This window comes from Ensifer sp. KUDG1, assembly GCF_050434285.1.
Taxonomy (GTDB): domain Bacteria; phylum Pseudomonadota; class Alphaproteobacteria; order Rhizobiales; family Rhizobiaceae; genus Ensifer.
Genome location: NZ_JBNDIG010000005.1, coordinates 213,909 through 233,678, shown reverse-complemented (window position 1 = coordinate 233,678; position 19,770 = coordinate 213,909). Strand labels below are relative to the sequence as shown.

General features: G+C 63.2%; 15 protein-coding genes. 6 read left to right on the top strand and 9 right to left on the bottom strand.

The annotated features are described in order from the left end of the window. Positions 1-9 precede the first annotated feature (9 nt). Together purN and purM are read right to left on the bottom strand one after the other, a co-directional pair. On the bottom strand, positions 10-678 hold the full coding sequence (purN, locus tag M2267_RS15575; protein ID WP_429115283.1) for a phosphoribosylglycinamide formyltransferase: 669 nt from the start codon (positions 676-678) through the stop codon (positions 10-12). Continuing rightward, the gene (gene purM, locus M2267_RS15570) at positions 675-1,745 is read right to left on the bottom strand and encodes a phosphoribosylformylglycinamidine cyclo-ligase (RefSeq protein WP_043611418.1); all 1,071 of its coding nucleotides are present in this window, start codon (positions 1,743-1,745) and stop codon (positions 675-677) included. The genes purN and purM overlap by 4 nt, the downstream gene beginning before the upstream one ends. 259 nt (positions 1,746-2,004) lie before the next feature. Between purM and M2267_RS15565 the strand changes: the two genes are divergently transcribed. The 4 genes from M2267_RS15565 to ppx all read left to right on the top strand — a co-directional run bounded on the left by M2267_RS15565 (position 2,005) and on the right by ppx (position 7,628). Then, positions 2,005-3,126, top strand: a complete 1,122-nt coding sequence (locus tag M2267_RS15565; protein WP_043611419.1) for an AI-2E family transporter — start codon at positions 2,005-2,007, stop codon at positions 3,124-3,126. A gap of 26 nt (positions 3,127-3,152) precedes the next feature. Continuing rightward, positions 3,153-3,842, top strand: a complete 690-nt coding sequence (hdaA, locus tag M2267_RS15560; RefSeq protein WP_429115280.1) for a DnaA regulatory inactivator HdaA — start codon at positions 3,153-3,155, stop codon at positions 3,840-3,842. 64 nt (positions 3,843-3,906) lie between these two features. Further along, positions 3,907-6,093 (top strand): RNA degradosome polyphosphate kinase, encoded by a 2,187-nt coding sequence (locus M2267_RS15555; protein WP_043611421.1) that lies wholly within the window; start codon positions 3,907-3,909, stop codon positions 6,091-6,093. 11 nt (positions 6,094-6,104) lie between these two features. Further along, on the top strand, positions 6,105-7,628 hold the full coding sequence (ppx, locus tag M2267_RS15550) for an exopolyphosphatase (RefSeq protein WP_429115278.1): 1,524 nt from the start codon (positions 6,105-6,107) through the stop codon (positions 7,626-7,628). Between the two features lie 65 nt (positions 7,629-7,693). On the opposite strand, the gene M2267_RS15545 is transcribed toward ppx, so the two are convergent. Beyond that, positions 7,694-9,052: an esterase-like activity of phytase family protein gene (locus M2267_RS15545; RefSeq protein WP_429115277.1), complete on the bottom strand. Its 1,359-nt coding sequence runs from the start codon at positions 9,050-9,052 to the stop codon at positions 7,694-7,696. A gap of 175 nt (positions 9,053-9,227) precedes the next feature. Beyond that, positions 9,228-10,154, bottom strand: a complete 927-nt coding sequence (locus M2267_RS15540; protein ID WP_429115276.1) for an AraC family transcriptional regulator — start codon at positions 10,152-10,154, stop codon at positions 9,228-9,230. Here M2267_RS15540 and M2267_RS15535 point away from each other — a divergent pair. After that, positions 10,153-10,560: a DUF2000 family protein gene (locus M2267_RS15535; protein ID WP_402316399.1), complete on the top strand. Its 408-nt coding sequence runs from the start codon at positions 10,153-10,155 to the stop codon at positions 10,558-10,560. The genes M2267_RS15540 and M2267_RS15535 overlap by 2 nt on opposite strands. 27 nt (positions 10,561-10,587) lie before the next feature. Here M2267_RS15535 and M2267_RS15530 read toward each other — a convergent pair whose 3' ends face one another. From M2267_RS15530 to M2267_RS15515, 4 genes are all read right to left on the bottom strand, one after another. Continuing rightward, a complete protein-coding gene (locus M2267_RS15530) occupies positions 10,588-11,637 on the bottom strand; it encodes an adenylate/guanylate cyclase domain-containing protein (RefSeq protein WP_429115274.1) in 1,050 nt (349 codons plus the stop codon). Positions 11,638-11,798: 161 nt separating this feature from the next. Then, positions 11,799-12,971, bottom strand: coding sequence for a ribonuclease D (rnd, locus tag M2267_RS15525; RefSeq protein WP_429115273.1), 1,173 nt, complete (start codon positions 12,969-12,971; stop codon positions 11,799-11,801). Between the two features lie 77 nt (positions 12,972-13,048). Further along, positions 13,049-14,449, bottom strand: coding sequence for a multicopper oxidase family protein (locus tag M2267_RS15520; protein WP_429115271.1), 1,401 nt, complete (start codon positions 14,447-14,449; stop codon positions 13,049-13,051). Between the two features lie 93 nt (positions 14,450-14,542). Continuing rightward, entirely contained in the window at positions 14,543-15,784 is a 1,242-nt protein-coding gene (locus M2267_RS15515; RefSeq protein ID WP_205239160.1) for an MFS transporter, read from the bottom strand. A 323-nt stretch (positions 15,785-16,107) separates the two neighbouring features. Here M2267_RS15515 and aspS point away from each other — a divergent pair, with 323 nt between their 5' ends. Continuing rightward, complete coding sequence (gene aspS, locus M2267_RS15510; RefSeq protein WP_429115269.1) at positions 16,108-17,895, top strand: aspartate--tRNA ligase; 1,788 nt, start codon at positions 16,108-16,110, stop codon at positions 17,893-17,895. Between the two features lie 179 nt (positions 17,896-18,074). Here the strand turns inward: aspS and groL are convergent, their stop codons facing one another. Continuing rightward, entirely contained in the window at positions 18,075-19,700 is a 1,626-nt protein-coding gene (gene groL, locus M2267_RS15505; protein WP_429115267.1) for a chaperonin GroEL, read from the bottom strand. Positions 19,701-19,770 lie beyond the last annotated feature (70 nt).

Genomic DNA, 19,770 nt, shown 5'->3' with positions numbered 1-19,770 from the left:
TTGATCTAGTCAGGCTGCCGGTGAGATCAGCGTGGCGTTCGCTTCGGCGGCGCTCTCGCTCACCGCGCGGCCGCCTTCCATGCGCACTTTGCCCTCGGCCATCAGCCGAAGCGCCATCGGATAGGTGCGGTGCTCGACGGTCAGCACCCGTGCCGCAAGGCTGTCGGATGTGTCTCCGGGCTGAACCGGGACCACCGCCTGCGCGAGGATCGGACCTTCGTCCATGCCCTCGGTGACGAAGTGCACCGTGCAGCCGGCGACCTTCATGCCGGCGTCGATCGCCCGCTGATGGGTGTGCAGGCCGGGGAAAAGCGGCAGCAGCGACGGATGGATGTTGAGGATGCGTCCCTCGTGCCGCTGGATAAACGTCGCCGAGAGCAGGCGCATGTAACCGGCGAGGCAGATGATGTCCGGCGACAGCCGGTCGAGTTCGGCAAGGATTGCCGCCTCGTGGGCGTCTTTGCTGTCGAAGTCCTTGCGCAGGAAAGCGCGGGTGGGGATGCCAAGCGCCTCGGCTTTGGCAAGGCCGCCGGCATCCGCCTTGTCGGCGATGACAGCGACGATCTCGGCCGGAAAGTCCGGCTCGGCGGTCGCCTTTGCGAGCGCCAGCATGTTGGAGCCGCTGCCCGAAATGAAGACGACGACCCGCTTCTTGCCCGTCGAGACTTCTGTCGTCATAGGGCGAGGTTGCCCTTGTAGATCGTGCCGGCTGCCCCTTCTTCGCGGGCGACCATGCGGCCGAGCGTGAAGACGGTTTCGCCTTCGCCGGTCAGCACGGACGCGACCTCTGCAGCCTTGTCGGCCGGAACGACAGCGATCATGCCGACGCCGCAGTTGAAGGTGCGCAGCATTTCGTTGGCGGCAACGCCACCGGTCTGGGCAAGCCAGGAGAAGACCTTCGGCGCCTTGATCGCATCGAGATCGATCTCGGCAGCGAGATGCTTCGGCAGCACGCGCGGAATGTTCTCGGGGAAGCCGCCGCCGGTGATGTGGGCGAGCGCCTTGATCGAACCGGTCTCGCGGATCGCCTTCAGGAGTGGCTTCACATAGATGCGCGTCGGCGTCATCAGCAGGTCGGCAAGCGTGCCTTCGCCGAACGGGGCAGGGGCGTCCCAGGCAAGGCCCGAGAGCGTGACGATCTTGCGCACCAGCGAATAGCCGTTGGAATGCACGCCGGAGGAGGCAAGGCCGAGGATGACGTCGCCTTCGGAGATATCGCCAGCCGGCAGCAACTGACCGCGTTCGGCAGCGCCGACGGCAAAGCCCGCGAGGTCATAGTCGCCGCCCGAATACATGCCGGGCATTTCGGCGGTCTCGCCGCCGATCAGCGCGCAACCGGATTCGCGGCAGCCCGCGGCAATGCCGGCGACGATCGCGGCGCCCTGGTCCGGGTCGAGCTTGCCGGTCGCGAAATAGTCGAGGAAGAAGAGCGGTTCGGCGCCCTGGACCACCAGGTCGTTGACGCACATGGCGACGAGGTCGATGCCGACGGTGTCGTGTTTGTTGGCGTCGATCGCGATCTTCAGCTTGGTGCCGACGCCGTCATTGGCGGCCACCAGAACCGGGTCGGTGAAGCCCGCAGCCTTGAGATCGAAGAGGCCGCCGAAGCCGCCGATCTCGCCGTCGGCACCGGGGCGCCGGGTCGAGCGCACATGCGGCTTGATCTTCTCGACCATCAGGTTACCGGCGTCGATATCCACGCCCGCGTCGCTATAGGTGAGACCGTTCTTTCCCGACTGGCTCATGCTCGTTCTCCAAGGCTCGTCGTGCGACAGGTATTTTGCGGATGCGATTGGCACGGCAGGCAAGGGAGTGCAAGCCGAGAGCAGGCATTGGCGGCGTTTTTTCACCATTTTGCCCATATCCCACGGCGCAAGCCAGTCCGCTTGGCTTTAAACTGGATGACTGCACCGGTCGCACTTGACCGTTACGCGCACCGCCCCCTATCTCCTTGACAGGGTTGTGATACGCAACAGTGGCGAGCGGCGCCTCAAGAGGAATGTCATGGATATCAAGGTCAGCGGTTCCGGATTGCAGCGTCAGGTCATTTTCTGGCTGCTGGTGCTTGCCGCCTTCATTGCCTTTCTGATGGTTTTCAGCTCGATCCTGCTGCCGTTCCTGGCCGGCATGGCGCTTGCCTATTTCCTCGACCCGGTCGCCGACCGCCTGGAGCGCTTCGGTCTCAGCCGGTTGATGGCGACGGTGGTGATCCTGGTCGGCTTCGTCGTCGTCTTCGTGCTGGCGCTGATGATCATCATTCCCGTCATCGTCAGCCAGGCATCGGACTTCATCGCCAATATTCCGGGCTACGCCTCGAAGCTGCAGGTGCTCGTCAACGAGGCGCAGGCGCGGCTGATCCCCGATTGGCTGGCAAGCCAGATGCCGTCGCTGAAGCAAAGCTCCGGCAAGCTGCTCGAACAGGGCGCCGCCTTCGTCGGCACGCTCTTCCAGCAGATCTGGAACTCCGGCGTGGCGCTGCTCGATGTCATCTCGCTGCTGGTGGTCACCCCCGTCGTCGCCTTCTACATCCTGCTCGACTGGGACCGGATGGTGGAGAAGGTCGACAGCTGGGTGCCGCGCGACTACGTCTCGGATGTGCGCCAGATCGCCCGCGACATGAACGCGACGATCGCCGGCTTCGTGCGCGGGCAGGGCTCGCTCTGCGTCATTCTCGGCCTTTACTACGGTATCGGCCTCTCCTTGGTCGGTCTCAACTTCGGCCTGCTGATCGGCCTCTTTGCCGGCATGATCAGCTTTATTCCCTATGTCGGATCCATGGTCGGCCTGGTTCTCGCCGTCGGCGTCGCCCTGGTGCAGTTCTGGCCGGATTATCTCTGGATCGGCCTTGTGCTTGCCGTCTTCTTCAGCGGCCAGTTCATGGAGGGCAACATCCTCCAGCCGAAACTGGTGGGCAAAAGCGTCGGCCTGCACCCGGTCTGGCTGATGTTTGCGCTGCTTGCCTTCGGTGCGCTCTTCGGCTTCGTCGGCCTTCTGGTCGCGGTGCCGGCAGCAGCCGCCATCGGCGTGCTTGTCCGCTTCGGCATCCAGCGCTACCTTGATAGCGACCTCTATCACGGGCACGGCAAAGCCGTGGAAAAGAAGGCGAAGAGCGACAAGGCCGCCTGATTTCCGACGATTGTCCCGAGTACAGCATGACAAAACGCCCATTTGAACAAATCCCCCTGGCCTTCGGCCACGACCCGGCGACGGGTCGTGAGGACCTGCTCGTCTCTGACAGGCTGAGCGCGGCCATCGCCATCGTCGACCATTGGCCGGACTGGCCGGCGCCGGTGGTCATCATCGCCGGCCCGGTCGGCTCCGGAAAATCACACCTCGCCAGCATCTGGAAGGAGCGGGCAGGGGCGGAAGTCATCCATCCGCTCGCCGGCTCCGATGCCGCGTTGATCGCGGCCGAAAGGCCCGTTCTCTTCGAGGATGCCGACCGCAGCGGTTTCGACGATACGACGCTGTTCCACGTCATCAATAACGTGCGCCAGCATGGCACCAGCCTGCTGATGACGACGCGGCTCTGGCCGATGTCCTGGCCGGTGACGCTGCCGGACCTGCGTTCGCGCCTGAGGGCGGCGACCGTGGTCGAGATCGGCGAGCCGGACGACGAATTGCTGACGCAGGTGCTGATCAAGCTCTTTGCCGATCGCCAGCTCCTCGTCGACGAGCGGCTGGTCGGCTACATCGTCCAGCGCATGGAACGGTCGCTCGAAGCCGCGCAGACGATCGTCGAGCGCATCGACCATCTGGCGCTCGCCCGCGGCACCAAGCTTTCGCGCGCGCTCGCTTCCGAAGTGCTTGAAGAACTGGGAAATCAGCGTCGGTCCGATTGACTGTCACATAACCGTCGTCAAACTGAGATAGCCGGTGCAGCCGGAGCAATGGGATCTGAAAAGCATGGATAACGCGCTATCTGCGGTGAACGAAAATCAGGCATCGGCGGAGGACGTCGACCTGCTGACGAGCCCGCAGCGCTTCATCAACCGCGAATTTTCCTGGCTGCAATTCAATCGCCGCGTGCTCGAGGAAACGCTGAACACCGCACATCCGCTGCTGGAGCGCGTCCGCTTCCTGTCGATCTCGGCCGCCAACCTCGACGAGTTCTTCATGGTGCGCGTCGCCGGCCTCGAAGGCCAGGTGCGCCAGGGCCTCTCGATGCGTTCACCCGACGGCAAGACGCCGGTCGAGCAGCTCGAAGACATTCTGAAGGAAATCGACAATCTGCAGATGGAGCAGCAGGCCTCGCTCGCCGTGCTTCAGCAATATCTCGCCAAGGAAGACATCCTCATCGTTCGCCCGGCCTCGCTGTCGGCGCAGGACAGGAGCTGGCTTGCCAACGAGTTCGACCAGGCGATTTTCCCGGTGCTGACGCCGCTCTCCATCGATCCGGCCCATCCGTTCCCGTTCATTCCGAACCTCGGCTTCTCGATGGGCCTGCAACTGGTCAGCAAGACCGGCCGCGAGCCGATGACGGCGCTATTGCGCCTGCCGGTGGCGCTCGACCGCTTCATCCGGCTGCCGGACGTCAAGAACGTCATCCGCTACATTACGCTCGAAGATATGGTCAGCCAGTTCATCGACAGGCTGTTCCCGGGCTATGAGGTCAAGGGTTCCGGTACCTTCCGCATCATTCGCGACAGCGATATCGAAGTGGAGGAAGAGGCCGAAGACCTGGTGCGCTTCTTCGAGACCGCGCTGAAGCGCCGTCGCCGCGGTTCGGTGATCCGCATCGAGACCGATTCGGAAATGCCCGCGTCGCTGCGTCAGTTCGTCGTCCAGGAACTGGGCGTCCCGGAAAACCGGATCGCCGTCCTGCCGGGACTTTTGGCACTCAACACTTTGTCCGAAATCACCAAGGCTCCGCGCGACGATCTGCGCTTCGAGCCGTACAATCCGCGTTTCCCCGAGCGCGTGCGCGAACACGCCGGTGACTGCCTGGCCGCGATCCGCGAGAAGGACATGGTGGTTCATCACCCCTACGAATCCTTCGACGTCGTCGTGCAGTTCCTCTTGCAGGCGGCGCGCGATCCTGATGTCGTCGCCATCAAGCAGACGCTTTACCGCACCTCGAACGACAGCCCGATCGTGCGTGCGCTGATCGACGCTGCCGAGGCCGGCAAGTCGGTGACGGCGCTGGTCGAGCTCAAGGCCCGTTTCGACGAGGAAGCCAACATCCGCTGGGCGCGCGACTTGGAACGCGCCGGCGTGCAGGTCGTCTTCGGCTTCATCGAGCTGAAAACCCACGCCAAGATGTCGATGGTGGTGCGGCGCGAAGAGGGCAAGCTTCGGACCTATTGCCATCTCGGCACCGGCAACTACCACCCGGTCACGGCGAAGATCTACACCGACCTGTCCTTCTTCACCTGCAATCCTGTGATCGCCCACGACATGGCGAACATCTTCAATTTCATCACCGGCTATGGCGAGCCGGAGGCGGGCATGAAGCTGGCGGTCTCGCCGCACACGCTGCGTCCGCGCATCCTCAGGCACGTCGACGAAGAGATCGAGCATGCCAAGGCCGGCCGCCCGGCTGCGATCTGGATGAAGATGAACTCGCTCGTTGACCCCGAGATCATCGACGCGCTCTACAAGGCGAGCCGCGCCGGCGTCGAAATCGACCTGGTGGTGCGCGGCATCTGCTGCCTGCGGCCGCAGGTCCCGGGGCTCTCCGACAATATCCGTGTCAAGTCCATCGTCGGTCGATTCCTCGAACATTCCCGCATATTCTGCTTCGGCAACGGCCACGGGCTTCCATCGGAGAATGCCCTTGTCTATATCGGCTCGGCGGATATGATGCCGCGCAATCTGGACCGGCGGGTCGAGACGCTCGTGCCTCTCATCAACCGGACTGTGCACGAACAGGTTCTGTCGCAGATCATGCTGGGTAATCTCATCGACAACCAGCAGAGCTACGAAATTCTTCCCGATGGCACCTCTCGCCGGATGGAAGTCGGCAAGGACGCCGAGCCTTTCAACGCACAGCACTATTTCATGACCAATCCCAGCCTCTCCGGCCGGGGCGAGGCCCTGAAGTCCAGCGCACCGAAGCTCATAGCCGGCTGGAAGAGCGGCTGGCACAAATAAACTGGAATTGCATGGTCGAATCTGAAGCGCAGGGGCGTCTGCCCGGCATCCGCCCGGTTTCCGTTATCGATATCGGTTCGAACTCCATCCGCCTTGTCGTCTACGAAGGCCTGAGCCGCTCGCCGGCCATGCTGTTCAACGAAAAGGTGATGTGCGGTCTCGGCAAAGGCATCGATGCGACCGGACGCATGGATGAAGACAGCGTCGAGCGCGCGCTGAGAGCGCTGCATCGCTTTCACGCGCTCTCCAAACAGGCACGGGCGACCTCGATGTATGTGCTGGCGACGGCAGCCGCGCGCGAGGCGAGCAACGGCCCGGCCTTCATCGAGAAGGCCGAGGCGATCCTCGGTCACAAGGTCCGCATCCTCACTGGTGAGGAAGAGGCCTATTATTCCGCGATGGGCATCGTCAGCGGCTACCACGATCCCGACGGTGTCGTCGGCGACCTTGGCGGTGGCTCGCTCGAACTCGTCGACGTCGCCGGCACGAAGATCGGCAAGGGTATCACCCTGCCGCTTGGCGGTATCCGCCTGTTCGAGCACAGCAACGGCTCGCTCACCAAGGCACGCACCTGGGTGCGCAAGTTCATGAAGAACTCGGCCGTGCTGAAGACCGGCACGGGGCGCACCTTCTATGCGGTCGGCGGCACCTGGCGCTCGATCGCCAAGCTGCACATGGAAATCCGCGACTATCCGCTGCACATGATGCAGGGCTACGAGATTTCCTTCGACGAGGCGATGGCGCTTCTGCCGGAAGTGATCGAGCCGAAGAACATCAAGCCATCTGCCTATTCGACGATCTCGAAAAGCCGCCGCAGCCTTTTGCCCTTCGGCGCGATCGCCATGCAGGAAGCGCTTGAGATCATGAAGCCGGAGCGGATTTCCTTCTCGGCGCTCGGCGTTCGCGAAGGCTATCTGTTTTCGCTCTTGAAGGACGAGGAGCGCGCCCAGGATCCACTGCTGACAGCGGCAAACGAGATCGCCATCCTGCGCGCCCGCTCGCCCGAGCACGCCCGTGAGCTGGCCGACTGGACCGGCCGCATGGTGCCGTTCTTCGGCATCGAGGAGACGGAAGAGGAGGGCCGGTATCGCCAGGCTGCCTGCCTGCTCGCCGATATCAGCTGGCGCGCGCATCCGGATTATCGCGGCCTGCAGGCGCTGAACATCATCGCCCACTCGACCTTCTCGGGCATTACCCACGCCGGCCGGGCCTATATCGCGCTTTCCAATTATTACCGCTTCGAGGGGCTCAACGACGACGGCGCCACGAACGCGCTTGCCGGCATCACCACGCCGCGCCTGCTGGAACTGGCAAAGCTGCTCGGCGGCCTTTTGCGCGTCGCCTACCTCTTCTCGGCATCGATGCCCGGCATTGCCCGGAGCCTGACGTTCCGCAAGTCGTCGCTCCCGGACGTGGATCTGGAAATCGTCGTTCCGGCGGCCTATTCGGAGTTTGCTGGAGAGCGTCTGGATGGCCGCCTGCAGCAGCTTGGCAAGCTTACCGGCAAGCGGCTCGCTTTCCACTTCGAAAGCTGACGCCGAAGAAATCCCGGACTAAAAAAGGAAGGGCGCGCGAACCGAAATTCGCGCGCCCTTCTTGTTTATTCGGCCTTCAGGAAATCGCCGACTTCGAGCAGTACGAACTCGTTGTCGTCGGCCTTGTCGAGCGCGCGACCGGCCGAGAACGGCAGGTTGTTGTCGTTGCCGACGATGATGTGGGTCGCATCGACGCGGTCGACGTTTTCGATGGTGACGAAGGGCATGTCGTAGAAGCCTTCGCCGCCGCCCTGGCGCTTCTTGTTATCCGGGTCGGCGATCTTCAAGAGGTCGATGTAGCCGATCTTGCGCACGGCCTTGCCGGCATTGCTGTCGTCGAAGGCGATCTTGTAGATGCGCTTGACCTTGGAGCCCGTTGCGAAGCAGTCCGGCTTCGGGTCCTTCGGATCGGCGCAGGCCTTGTCCATCGTGCCGGCGCCATTGTCGCGCTCGATCACCAGTGCGGTCTTGTCGTCGAGCATGTTGAAGTCGCCGATTGCCTCGCCACCTTCAGCCAGCGGGTAGAGCCAGCTACGGCCGGTCCAGGCCTTGCTTGCGACATCGAGTTCGATGATGCGTAGCGCCGGGCGGCCATCGGCCTGCTCGACCGTTTCGCTGTCGGTCCAGATCGGGCCTTCGAGCAGGCCGTAAAGCTTGCTGCCGTCCTTGGAAAGCGCCATGCCTTCATAGCCGCCGGAGCGCTTCAGGTTGAAAGCGGGCGTCTTCTTCGAAGGGTCGCCCTGCAGCGTCAGCGTCGGATTGTCGGGCGACATCACCGGCTTGCCGTCGACCGTGGTCGCGATCACATCGGTCAGCTTGCCATCGAGGTCGAACTTGAGGATGTACGGGCCGAACTCCTCACCGATCCAGAAGCCGTCGGCGACCGGCTGGATCGATTCGACGTCGAAGTCGGCGCCGGTGAGATAACGCTTGTCGGAGCCTTCCATGACGATCGGGAAGGGGGCTTTCCTGTCCGGGTCGGTCAGGAACAGCGTCTTCAGCGCTTCGACCTTGCCGGCGTCCCAGTTCATCTTCACATGGTGCAGCATCAGCATGGCGTCGCTGGAGTTCATCTTGCTGCCGAAGCCGTTGTCGGACAGGCTCCAGAAGGTGCCGTCTTCCATCGCCTTGATGCCGGAAAAGCCCTGCATCGGCTGGCCGTCGAAGGGAAGCGACAGGCCGGTCAGGCGCACGCCGTCCTTGCCCGGCACGGTGCCGAGCGCTTCGGCACGCTTGCGGTCCGCGGTGGTGAACTTGCCGGAGGTCTTGAGATACTCAGGCGCGTCCGAGGGGGCAGCGACGATCGTGTTTGCCGGCAGGATCGCGTGGCCCTTCAGGGTCGCGGTGAAGGACTTTTCCTCGGCCGAGGCGGCCATCGTCATCAAAAGGGAAAGAGCCGCAGTGGCGAGAAGCGTTTTCGTCATGAAGTTCACCTTGGGTTGGAGCCTTCTGCCTGCCGCCTTGGATCGCCGTAGATCCAAGGAGAAAGACGTGCAGCAAATTCGACGTGCTGCAGCGACCCTTGCGCGTCCCACGACGCGCGGCGCTGCAGTCCGAACCCCGATAGGCGGCTATGATGACGGTTGGGTGATGCTTGCTTTACAACCCGATGAAGCTTTGGTGACAGGATTGGCCGGCGACGGCGAGGCTCGCCCAGCGGCCGGGCGTCAGGCCGTAGGCGCGCTTGAAATGACGGGTGAAATGAGCCTGGTCGGCAAAGCCGGTTTCGAGTGCCGCACCGGCAAGGCTTTCGCCCCGGGCGATCATCTGCCGTGCACGCTCCAGCCGGCGCATCAGCAAATAGCGATGGGGGCTGGTGCCGAGAACCCGGCGGAATTGCCGGGCGAGCGTGAAGCGATCGAGCCCGCTCACCGCCTCCAGTTCCTGCGAGCCGACGGGCCGTTCGAGATTGGCGCGAAGGAATTCGCTCGCCTGTAGGACGGCATGCTTGTCGACCTTTGCGGGCTTGGCGTCCTTGGTGCCGGCGTGACGGTAGAGCCCCTCGGCGATCCGCACGAGGATATCGTCGAGCGCCAGTTCGTCGATGCCATTGTCGAGATCCATCACGGCTTCGCCGACCGCCTGCCGCAGCGCCTCGTCGCCCACGACAGGTGCCGCGACGAAGGGCAGGGAACGATCGGTTTCGTCAAGGGCTGCGAGCAGCCGCTCCGGCTGCAGGTACATCATTCTGTAGCGAAGCCCGATCTCCGTTCCCGCGCCGCCGTCGTGGATCTCGTCCGGATGGAGGATGATGATGCTTCCAGGATTGCTGAAGCGACTTTCGCCACGGTACTGGAACGTCTGCACGCCACCGAGCGTCACGCCGATCGCGTAGGTATCGTGGCGGTGCGGCTCGAAGAACTTTCCATGCAGGCGCGCCTCGATGCGCTCGATGCCATCGACGGCAGGCGCCACCCGGATGCCGTCGCCGGGTGCCCAGCACAATCGTTCAAGATCGATTGCGGCACCGTCCGATAATGCGTCTTCCGGCACGCCCTGTCGGGCTGAAATGGAGATGGCCGTCATGTTCGATACCAAATTTGCAATCGTCTTGCGCGAGGACCTGGCAACCTGGCAGAAGCTCAACGTCACCGCCTTCCTCGCCACCGGGATCGCCGGACAGAAGCCCGACATCATCGGCGAAGATTATCGCGATGGCGCCGGCAACGTCTACAACGCCCTGAGCATCCAGCCGATCATCGTGCTAGCCGCAGATGGGAAGACGCTCGGCAACATTCAACGGCGTGCGATCGAAAGAGAGGTCAAAGCCTCGATCTATGTCGACGCCATGTTCGCCACCGGCCACGACCACGCCAACCGGGCGGTCTTCGCCGAGACCAGCCCCGAAGACGCTGCGGTCGCCGGCATTGCCATTCATGCGGACAAGAAGCTGGTCGACAAGATCACCAAGGGCGCCAAGCTGCACGGTTGACGGCGATCACGATCCGGTCGGTCGAGATCACTCGGCCGCGGCCGATGCCAGCTGAGGCGCTGCGCTGCCTGCGCGCAGCGACAGAACGCCAAGCTTCTGCCCCCGTCCTCTGACGGCATGCTCGCCGAGATCCTCGACCCGGACATAATGCGGCAGGCGCATCTTACGCGCGAGGTCTGTGGAGATCAGCACCTGGTGGCCAAGCGTCTTGCAGAAGCCTTCAAGCCGGGCCGTGGTGTTCACCGTATCGCCGAAATAGGTGATCTTGTGCCGGTCGAGCCCGATCTCCGCCGCGACGATAGTGCCGCCATGAAGCGCTGCCCGCAGGCGCGGAACTTCGCCGAACTCCTTTTGCCAGCGGGTCGCATCCGCATCGATCATCTCCAGGATGTCGAAGACGCAATGAATGCAGGCGGCATTGTTGGTGGCGCGATCGAAAGGCCAGGTAATGACGGCGGCGTCACCGATGTAGTCGTCGATCGAGCCGCGGTAGCGCATCACCGGATCGGCGATCGTTGCAAACAGCCTGCCGAGATATTCCTGCATCCTGAGGTCGCCGTGTTTCTCGGCATAGGCGGTCGATCCGGCAAGGTCGATAAAGAGGAAGACGCGTTCCTCCTCGACCGGCCTGCGGTAGCGGCCGGTGAGCAGGCTCAAAAAGACGTCGCGCCCGAGCAGTTCGCGAACCCTGAGGATGAAGACGAGCGAACCCGAAACGCCGAGCGCGAAGACGAGGACTGTCTTCGACGGCATCATCGCGTCCATCCAGTGGTCCTTCATGACGCCCCCCGTCTGCATGAGCAGGCCGGCGGCGGCATAGCCGACGTCGAGAAGGACGAAGTAGATCACCAGCGACGCGACGAAGAAGACAGGCGTGGAAAAGGCGTGGATCCGCCGATGCAGGCGCCGAAAAATGATGCGTCGCTCAAACGCGATGATCGGAAGGCACATGAAGAGCGCATAGGTTGCGCCGATCAGGGCGCCTTTGCCGTAGAAAACCCATGCGTAGACCGCACCGGCGCCGGCGATGACCAGCAGCAAGAGAAGTCCTTCGAAAGTCGAAAAGCGCCAACGCATGCAGAAAGCTCCGGTACCGGAAGAGGCGGCATCCGTGTCGGTCGGCGCTGCCCAGCACGCCGGCTCACGTCACCTCGCTTGAAACGATGGTGATTCTGTTCCGCCCGGCCCTTGGCTAGAGCTGGATTCGGGCGGAAACTTGTCTCCGCCCGATCCCTTTTTCAAGCTGACGCGGACGTGATCTCGGCGCCGATTTCCACTGCTTCGATCTTCTTGTCGACGAAGCGCAGGGCGACGTCGCCGTTGATCAGCTTCAGTGCCGTTTCGCCGAAGAGTTCGCGCCGCCAGCCCTTGAGCGCGGCGACATCCGCCTTCTCGCCCTCGGCGGCAATCTTGTCGAGATCATCGCTATTGGCGATAATCTTCGCGGCGACGCCCTGCTTCTCGGCGATCAGCTTCAAAAGCACCTTCAGCATCTCGCCGGCGGCTGCAGCACCTTCCGGCGCATGGCTCTGGCGTGGAAGCTTCGGCAGATCGGCCTTCGGGATCGCCAGCGCCTCGTTGACGGCCTCGACGACCGCCGCTCCAGCAGTGGAGCGTTCCCAGCCCTTGGGGATGGTCCGGAGCCGTGCGAGTGCTTCCGCATCCTTCGGCTGCTGCTGGGCGATCTCGTAGATGGCATCGTCCTTGAGGATGCGGCCGCGCGGCACGTTGCGGGCGCGCGCTTCGCGCTCGCGCCAGGCCGCAACCGTCTTCAGCACCGCGAGCTCGATCGGCTTCTTCACCCGCATCTTCAGCCGCTGCCAGGCATCGTCGGGGTGCAGGTCGTAGGTGTCGCGGGCTTCGAGAATGGCCATCTCTTCGGTCAGCCAGAGCGAACGGCCTTCGCGCTCGAGTTCTGCCGCTAGGTACTTGTAGATGTCGCGCAGATGCGTGACGTCGGCCAGCGCGTAGTCGAGCTGCTTTTCGGTCAGCGGACGGCGGCTCCAGTCGGTAAAGCGCGAGGACTTGTCGATCTGCGTGCCGGTGACGCGGTTGACCAGTTGGTCGTAGGAAACGCTGTCGCCAAACCCGCAAACCATCGCCGCGACCTGCGTATCGAAGATCGGGTGCGGAATAAGGTTTCCGAGATGGAAGATGATCTCGATGTCCTGACGCGCAGCATGGAACACCTTGATGACCTCAGGGTTGGCCATCAGCGCGAAGAAGGGCGCAAGATCGATGCCCTTTGCCATCGGGTCGACAATCACGGCAAGGTCCGGGCTCGCCATCTGGATCAGGCAAAGCTCCGGCCAGAAAGTCGTCTCGCGAAGAAATTCGGTATCAATCGTAATATAATTTGAAAGGGCCAGCTGCTGGCAGGCGGCCTCAAGGTCTGCTGTTGTTTCAATCATCAGATTTAAATCACTGTGGCGAAAATGCGGCTTGGAATTTCGTGTAACTCTTCGCGGCATCTGTCACAATCGAAATCTCAGACGACTTTGAAATAACCCGTCATGCCGGTCTTCTGGTGCTCGATGATATGGCAATGCACGACCCAATCGCCCGGATTGTCCGCCACAAGCGCGACTTCCGCCTGTTCGTCGGGCAAAAGCAGGATCGTATCGGTCGGCGGCGGCAGGAAAGTCCGCTTGTTGGAATTGATAATGCGGAAGCTCAGGCCGTGCAGATGGATCGGATGGGCATGCGGCGTCCGGTTGGCGATCTCGAGCACATAGCTCTTGCCAAGCTTCATCTCCTCGATCGGCGCGATCGGATCGGGCGTGTCGCCCGGCCACGGAACCTTGTTGATCGCCCAGAAGGTGTAGCCGAGCGAGCCGCAGATCGAAGGCGTCGCCTTGTGCTCCGCCGTCGCCGTCAGTTCGAGCGGCACGCGGGTGGCGGTGGAGAGATCAGCTTCCGCGATCGGGTTGGCGGGCAGGGGGCCGACATCCCGAAGGTCACGCTTGAGCGAAGCGCCGGCTGAGCGGAAGCGCGCGATCGTCCAGGGATGCGATCCACGCAGGTTGCCGAGCGTGGCCGTCTGGCCTTCGCCATCGGGCATGCGCACGACAAGATCGACGCGCTGGCCGGGCGCAAAATCGTAGCGGTCAAGCGCGAAGGGCTTGTCGACCGGGTTGCCGTCCAGCGCAATGACCATTGCGTCCGCGCCCTCAAGGCCGATCGTATAGATGCGGGTGACGTCCGTTGCTGCGATGCGCACGCGCACCAGGCCGCCTGCCGGTGCATCATAGGTAGGCTCTTGCTGCCAGTTGGCGGTGCGCACCGTGCCGTAGGTGCCGCCGCGGGCCGCATCGCGCGGCTTGAATGCGTCGATGAAGGCGCCGCCCGTGCCGAGGCGCCAGTCGCGCAGGTTGAGCACGATCTCCGCATCGAAGGTCGGATCGTCCGGGTTCTCGACGACGATCACGCCGGTCAGGCCGGCGCCCATCTGGGACAGCGTGTTGCAATGTGGGTGGTACCAGAAGGTGCCGGCATCAGGCGGGGTGAACAGATAGTCGAAACGGTCACCCGGATAGACATAGGGCTGCGTCAGTTCCGGCACGCCATCCATGGCGTTGGCGATGCGCAGTCCATGCCAATGCACCGTCGTCGGCTCGTCGAGCCGGTTGAGGAGGCGGGCGGCATAGGGTTCGCCCTTACGCATGCGCAGGACCGGCGGCATGGCGCTGCTTGAGGTCTCACCCAAGCCGTAGGTCATGACCTTGGGCGTAAGCCCATCCTTGGCGATCTGAGCGTCGGTTAGCTGCGCCATCAGGATCTGCGGATCGGGTGCGGCGCCGGCGCGGGCTGCCATGCCGGCACCAAGCGTGAAGGCGCCTCCGAGAGCAGCGGAGCCTTGGAGGAAGGTGCGGCGGCTGATGACGGGCATTTCGGCGATCTCGGCTGCTGTTTGAGGTGTGCCGGTTCTAAACCTGATTATTGTGTTCAGCAATTATCCTGATCGCGCGCATCTTGCCGCAGGTCAGCGGTCCTTGCGCTTGTGGTTGTTGCCGGCGGCGAGCTTGTTGAAGAAGGACGAGGTGCGCAGCAGGTTGCGGAACGGCATCGCCCGCTCGCCAGCCGGCACCGGTGCGCGCGCCGTCATGCGCTGCAGCGTGTAGAGCATGAACAGGAAGAGGATCGCTGCCGTGTAGATGAACAGCGCCTGCGGCCCGAAGATTTCGAGCAGGAAAGATGCAAATAGCGGCCCGATGATCGCGCCGAGCGACCAGAAGAACAGCATGCCCGCCGAAACGAGCGCATGTTGTCCCTCGGCCGCGTGGTCGTTGGCATGGGCCGAACAGAGCGAATAGAGCGGCATGGCAAAGGCGCCGAACAGGAAGATGCCGGCAAAGTTTAGCCATTCGTCGTTGCCGGCGCCGAAGGCGAGGAACAGGCCGGCAAGCAGCGAGCCAAAGGTGGCGATCAGGATGATCAGGCGGCGGTCGAACCGATCGGAATAGTGGCCGAGCGGATATTGCAACACGACGCCACCGATGATGCCGGCGCTCATGAAGGTGGCGATCGCGGTCACCGAAAGGCCGATGCCTTGCGCATAGATCGGCCCGAGTGAGCGGAAGGCGGCGTTGGTCAGGCCGACGACGATGCAGCCGACGGTCGCGAGCGGCGAGATGTTCCAGAGCGCCTTGACGTCGAAGCGGATCGCCTCCGGCGCCACCGGGCTTGAACGGTCGGCAAAGGAGATCGGCACCAGCGACAGCGTCAGCGCCATGGAGATGATGGCAAAGAGCTCGAAGCCGCCAAGCCCGATGCCTGGAATCACATATTGCGCCGCCGTAACGGAGCCAAGGTCGACGAGGCGATAGACGGAAAGCGTCCGGGCCCGGTTGGCATTGGTGACACTGGCGTTCAGCCAACTCTCGACCGTTGCAAACAGGCAGGCGAAACAGATGCCGGCCAGAAGCCGCATCAGGAACCACATCAGCGGATTGATGACGAGCACCATGGAAATGGCGGCCGCAGAGGCGATCGCCGCCATCGCCGAGAAGGTGCGGATGTGGCCGATCGAACGCAGGATGCGGGTGACATAGACGCAGCCGAGCGCAAAGCCGATATTGTAGCCGGCGCCGATCACCCCGATCAGCGAGGTCGAGAAACCCTCTTCGAGCGCGCGCAACGAGATGAACGTGCCTTGCAGGCCATTGCCGCCGATGAGGATGCCTGCGGTGACGAGAAGGGGGATGAGCGGGCGAATCTGGGACATGGGGCAGGCGACATCCGGAAATCGGCCACGACTCGGGGATCAAATGTGCGGCCAGTGATTGTGTAGCCCCGCATTCTGCCGGGCGACAGCCCCGAATTGTGACGATTGCCGTCCTTTTCGCGGCATTTCGGCCTGCTCTTGTCACGAGCGCCCTTGGACTGGCCCTTTCCTTCGTTTACAACGCACCTCCATCGGGGGCGGACAGCGGCCGCGCGGCTTGACAAAGGCAACGCGTCATGCGCTTTTCCGCCCGATTTTGACCATGTTGCCGTGCGCCGTTTCTGACGAGCCTGCGCGGCTCTTTGCAATTCCGGGATATGACGATGCACCGTTACCGCAGCCACACCTGTGCCGCCCTCCGCAAGTCGGACGTCGGCTCCACCGTACGCCTCTCCGGCTGGGTCCACCGCGTCCGCGACCATGGCGGCCTGCTCTTCATCGACCTGCGCGACCATTACGGCATCACCCAGGTCGTCGCCGATCCCGACAGCCCGGCCTTCAAGGCAGCCGAGACCGTGCGCGGCGAATGGGTCGTGCGCATTGACGGCCTCGTCAAGGCGCGCATGGACGACACCGTCAACAAGGGCATGCCGACCGGCGAAATCGAGCTCTACGCCCAGGAGATCGAAGTTCTCTCGGCCGCCAAGGAACTGCCGCTGCCGGTCTTCGGCGAGCCCGACTATCCGGAAGACGTGCGCCTCAAGTACCGCTTCCTCGATCTGCGCCGCGACACGCTTCACAAGAACATCGTCAAGCGCACCCAGATCATCTCGTCGATGCGCCGCCACATGGGCGACGTCGGCTTTACCGAATACACGACCCCGATCCTGACGGCCTCGTCGCCGGAAGGCGCGCGCGACTTCCTCGTGCCGTCGCGTATCCACCCGGGCAGCTTCTATGCCTTGCCGCAGGCTCCGCAGCAGTACAAGCAGCTGTTGATGGTTGCCGGCTTCGACCGCTACTTCCAGATCGCACCGTGCTTCCGCGATGAAGACCCGCGCGCAGACCGCCTGCCGGGCGAATTCTACCAGCTCGACCTGGAAATGAGCTTCGTCGAGCAGGAAGACGTCTGGTCGACCATGGAGCCGGTCATCCGCGACATCTTCGTCGAATTTGCCGACGGCAAGCCGGTGACCGAGAAGTTCCCGCGCATTCCTTACGACACGGCGATCCGCAAGTACGGCTCCGACAAGCCGGACCTGCGCAACCCGATCGAGATGCAGGCAGTGACCGAACACTTCGCCGGTTCCGGCTTCAAGGTCTTCGCGAACATGATCGCGTCGAACCCGAAGGTCGAAGTCTGGGCGATCCCGGCCAAGACCGGTGGCTCGCGCGCCTTCTGCGACCGCATGAACGCCTGGGCGCAGAGCCAGGGCCAGCCGGGCCTCGGCTACATCTTCTGGCGCAAGGAAGGCGAAAAGCTCGAAGGCGCCGGCCCGCTCGCCAAGAACATCGGCGAAGAGCGCACGGATGCGATCCGCACGCAGCTTGGCCTTGACGATGGTGATGCCTGCTTCTTCGTTGCCGGCGATCCCACGAAGTTCTACAAGTTTGCCGGCGAAGCCCGCACCCGCGCCGGCGAGGAACTGAACCTTGTCGACCGCGACCGCTACGAATTCTGCTGGATCGTCGACTTCCCGTTCTACGAATGGCTCGAAGACGAAAAGAAGATCGACTTCGCCCACAATCCCTTCTCGATGCCGCAGGGTGGTCTGGAAGCGCTCAACGGCGACGATCCGTTGTCGATCAAGGCCTACCAGTACGACATGGTCTGCAACGGCTTTGAAATCGCCTCGGGCTCGATCCGTAACCAGCTTCCGGAAGTGATGGTCAAGGCGTTCGAACTGACCGGCAAGTCGCAGCAGGAAGTCGAAGACCAGTTCGGCGGCCTCTACCGCGCCTTCCAGTACGGCGCACCGCCGCATGGCGGCATGGCCTTCGGCATCGACCGCATCGTCATGCTGCTCGTCGGCGCCAAGAACCTGCGCGAGATCTCGATCTTCCCAATGAACCAGCAGGCGGTCGACCTCCTGATGGGCGCACCGTCCGAAGCGACGCCGGCCCAACTGCGCGAACTGGCGATCCGCCCGATCCCGCAGAAGAAGGACTAAGGTCGAACCGACCTGACACTAAAGAAAAAGCCCGGCGATCGTCTCGCCGGGCTTTTTCTTTGTCTGCTCCAGATGTCGCTTCAGCGAAGCGGACCTGCTGCCGATCGCTGAGCTTGCCATTGCCGAGGTCGGGCGCCACCGCCAGCTGTCCGGCTAGGCGACCAACCATCTGTCGCCCGTCAGAAGTCCATGCCCGGGCCGGGCGCTGGCGTGGGTCCGTTCTTCTTCGGTTTTTCGGCGACCATGGCTTCGGTCGTCACAAGCAGGCCGGCGACGGACGCCGCGTCCTGTAGCGCTGCCCGCACGACCTTCGCCGGATCGATGACGCCCATGCGGTAGAGATCGCCATATTCGCCGGTCTGCGCGTTCCAACCCTGGGCGAAGTCGCTCATCTCCCGAAGTTTGCCGACGATGACCGAGCCCTCGGCGCCGGCGTTTTCGGCGATCTGGCGCACCGGCGCCTCCAGCGCCCGCCGCACGATCTCGACGCCGACGCGCTGGTCGTCATTTTCGGGCTTGAGCCCATCGAGCGCGTGCACAACCCGAAGCAGCGCGACGCCGCCGCCGGGCAGAATGCCTTCCTCCACCGCGGCCCGGGTCGCATGCAGCGCATCGTCGACCCGGTCCTTCTTTTCCTTCACTTCCACTTCCGTCGAGCCACCCACCCGGATCACCGCAACGCCACCGGCAAGCTTGGCCAGCCGTTCCTGCAGCTTCTCGCGGTCGTAGTCGGAGGTCGTTTCCTCGATCTGCGCCTTGATCTGGCCGACACGCCCGTCGATATCAGCCTTGGTGCCGGCGCCGTCGACGATGGTGGTGTCTTCCTTCTCGACCATCACCCGCTTGGCCCGCCCGAGATTGGCGAGCGTCACGTTATCGAGCTTGATGCCGAGGTCTTCGGAGATGACGGTGCCGCCCGTCAGGATGGCGATGTCTTCGAGCATCGCCTTGCGCCGGTCGCCGAAGCCCGGGGCCTTGACGGCCGCGATCTTGAGCCCGCCGCGCAGCTTGTTGACGACCAGCGTCGCCAGCGCTTCGCCTTCCACATCCTCGGCGATGATCAACAACGGCCGGCTTGCCTGGATCACCGCTTCGAGGATCGGGATCATCGCCTGCAGGTTGGAAAGCTTCTTTTCGTGAATGAGGATGTAGGGGTCTTCGAATTCGACCCGCATCTTCTCCTGGTCGGTGACGAAATAGGGGGAGAGATAGCCGCGGTCGAATTGCATGCCTTCGACGATCTCCAGCTCGATTTCGGCGGTTTTCGCCTCCTCGACCGTAATCACGCCTTCATTGCCGACACGCTCCATGGCCTTTGCCAGATAGCTTCCGATTTCGGCGTCGCCGTTGGCCGAGATCGTGCCCACCTGTGCGATCTCCTCATTGTTGGAAATCTTGCGCGCATGGGTCTTCAGTTTCGCAACGATCGCGTCGACGGCGAGATCGATGCCGCGTTTCAGGTCCATCGGATTCATGCCGGATGCGATCGCTTTGACGCCTTCCTTGACGATGGCCTGCGCGAGCACAGTGGCCGTCGTCGTGCCGTCGCCGGCCACGTCGCTGGTGCGCGACGCGACCTCCCGCAGCATCTGTGCGCCCATGTTCTCGAACTTGTCGTCGAGCTCGATTTCCTTGGCGACCGACACGCCGTCCTTGGTGATGCGCGGCGCGCCGAAGGCGCGTTCGATGACGACGTTGCGGCCCTTCGGGCCGAGCGTGACCTTGACCGCATCGGCGAGAATGTCGACGCCGCGCAACATCCGATCGCGGGCATCGCTACTGAACCTGACTTCCTTGGCAGCCATTGTGGACCTCCCTCGACACGAACATATGGCCTCACGCACCCAGCCGCCCGGCAGGCGGCTTGCAATCGGA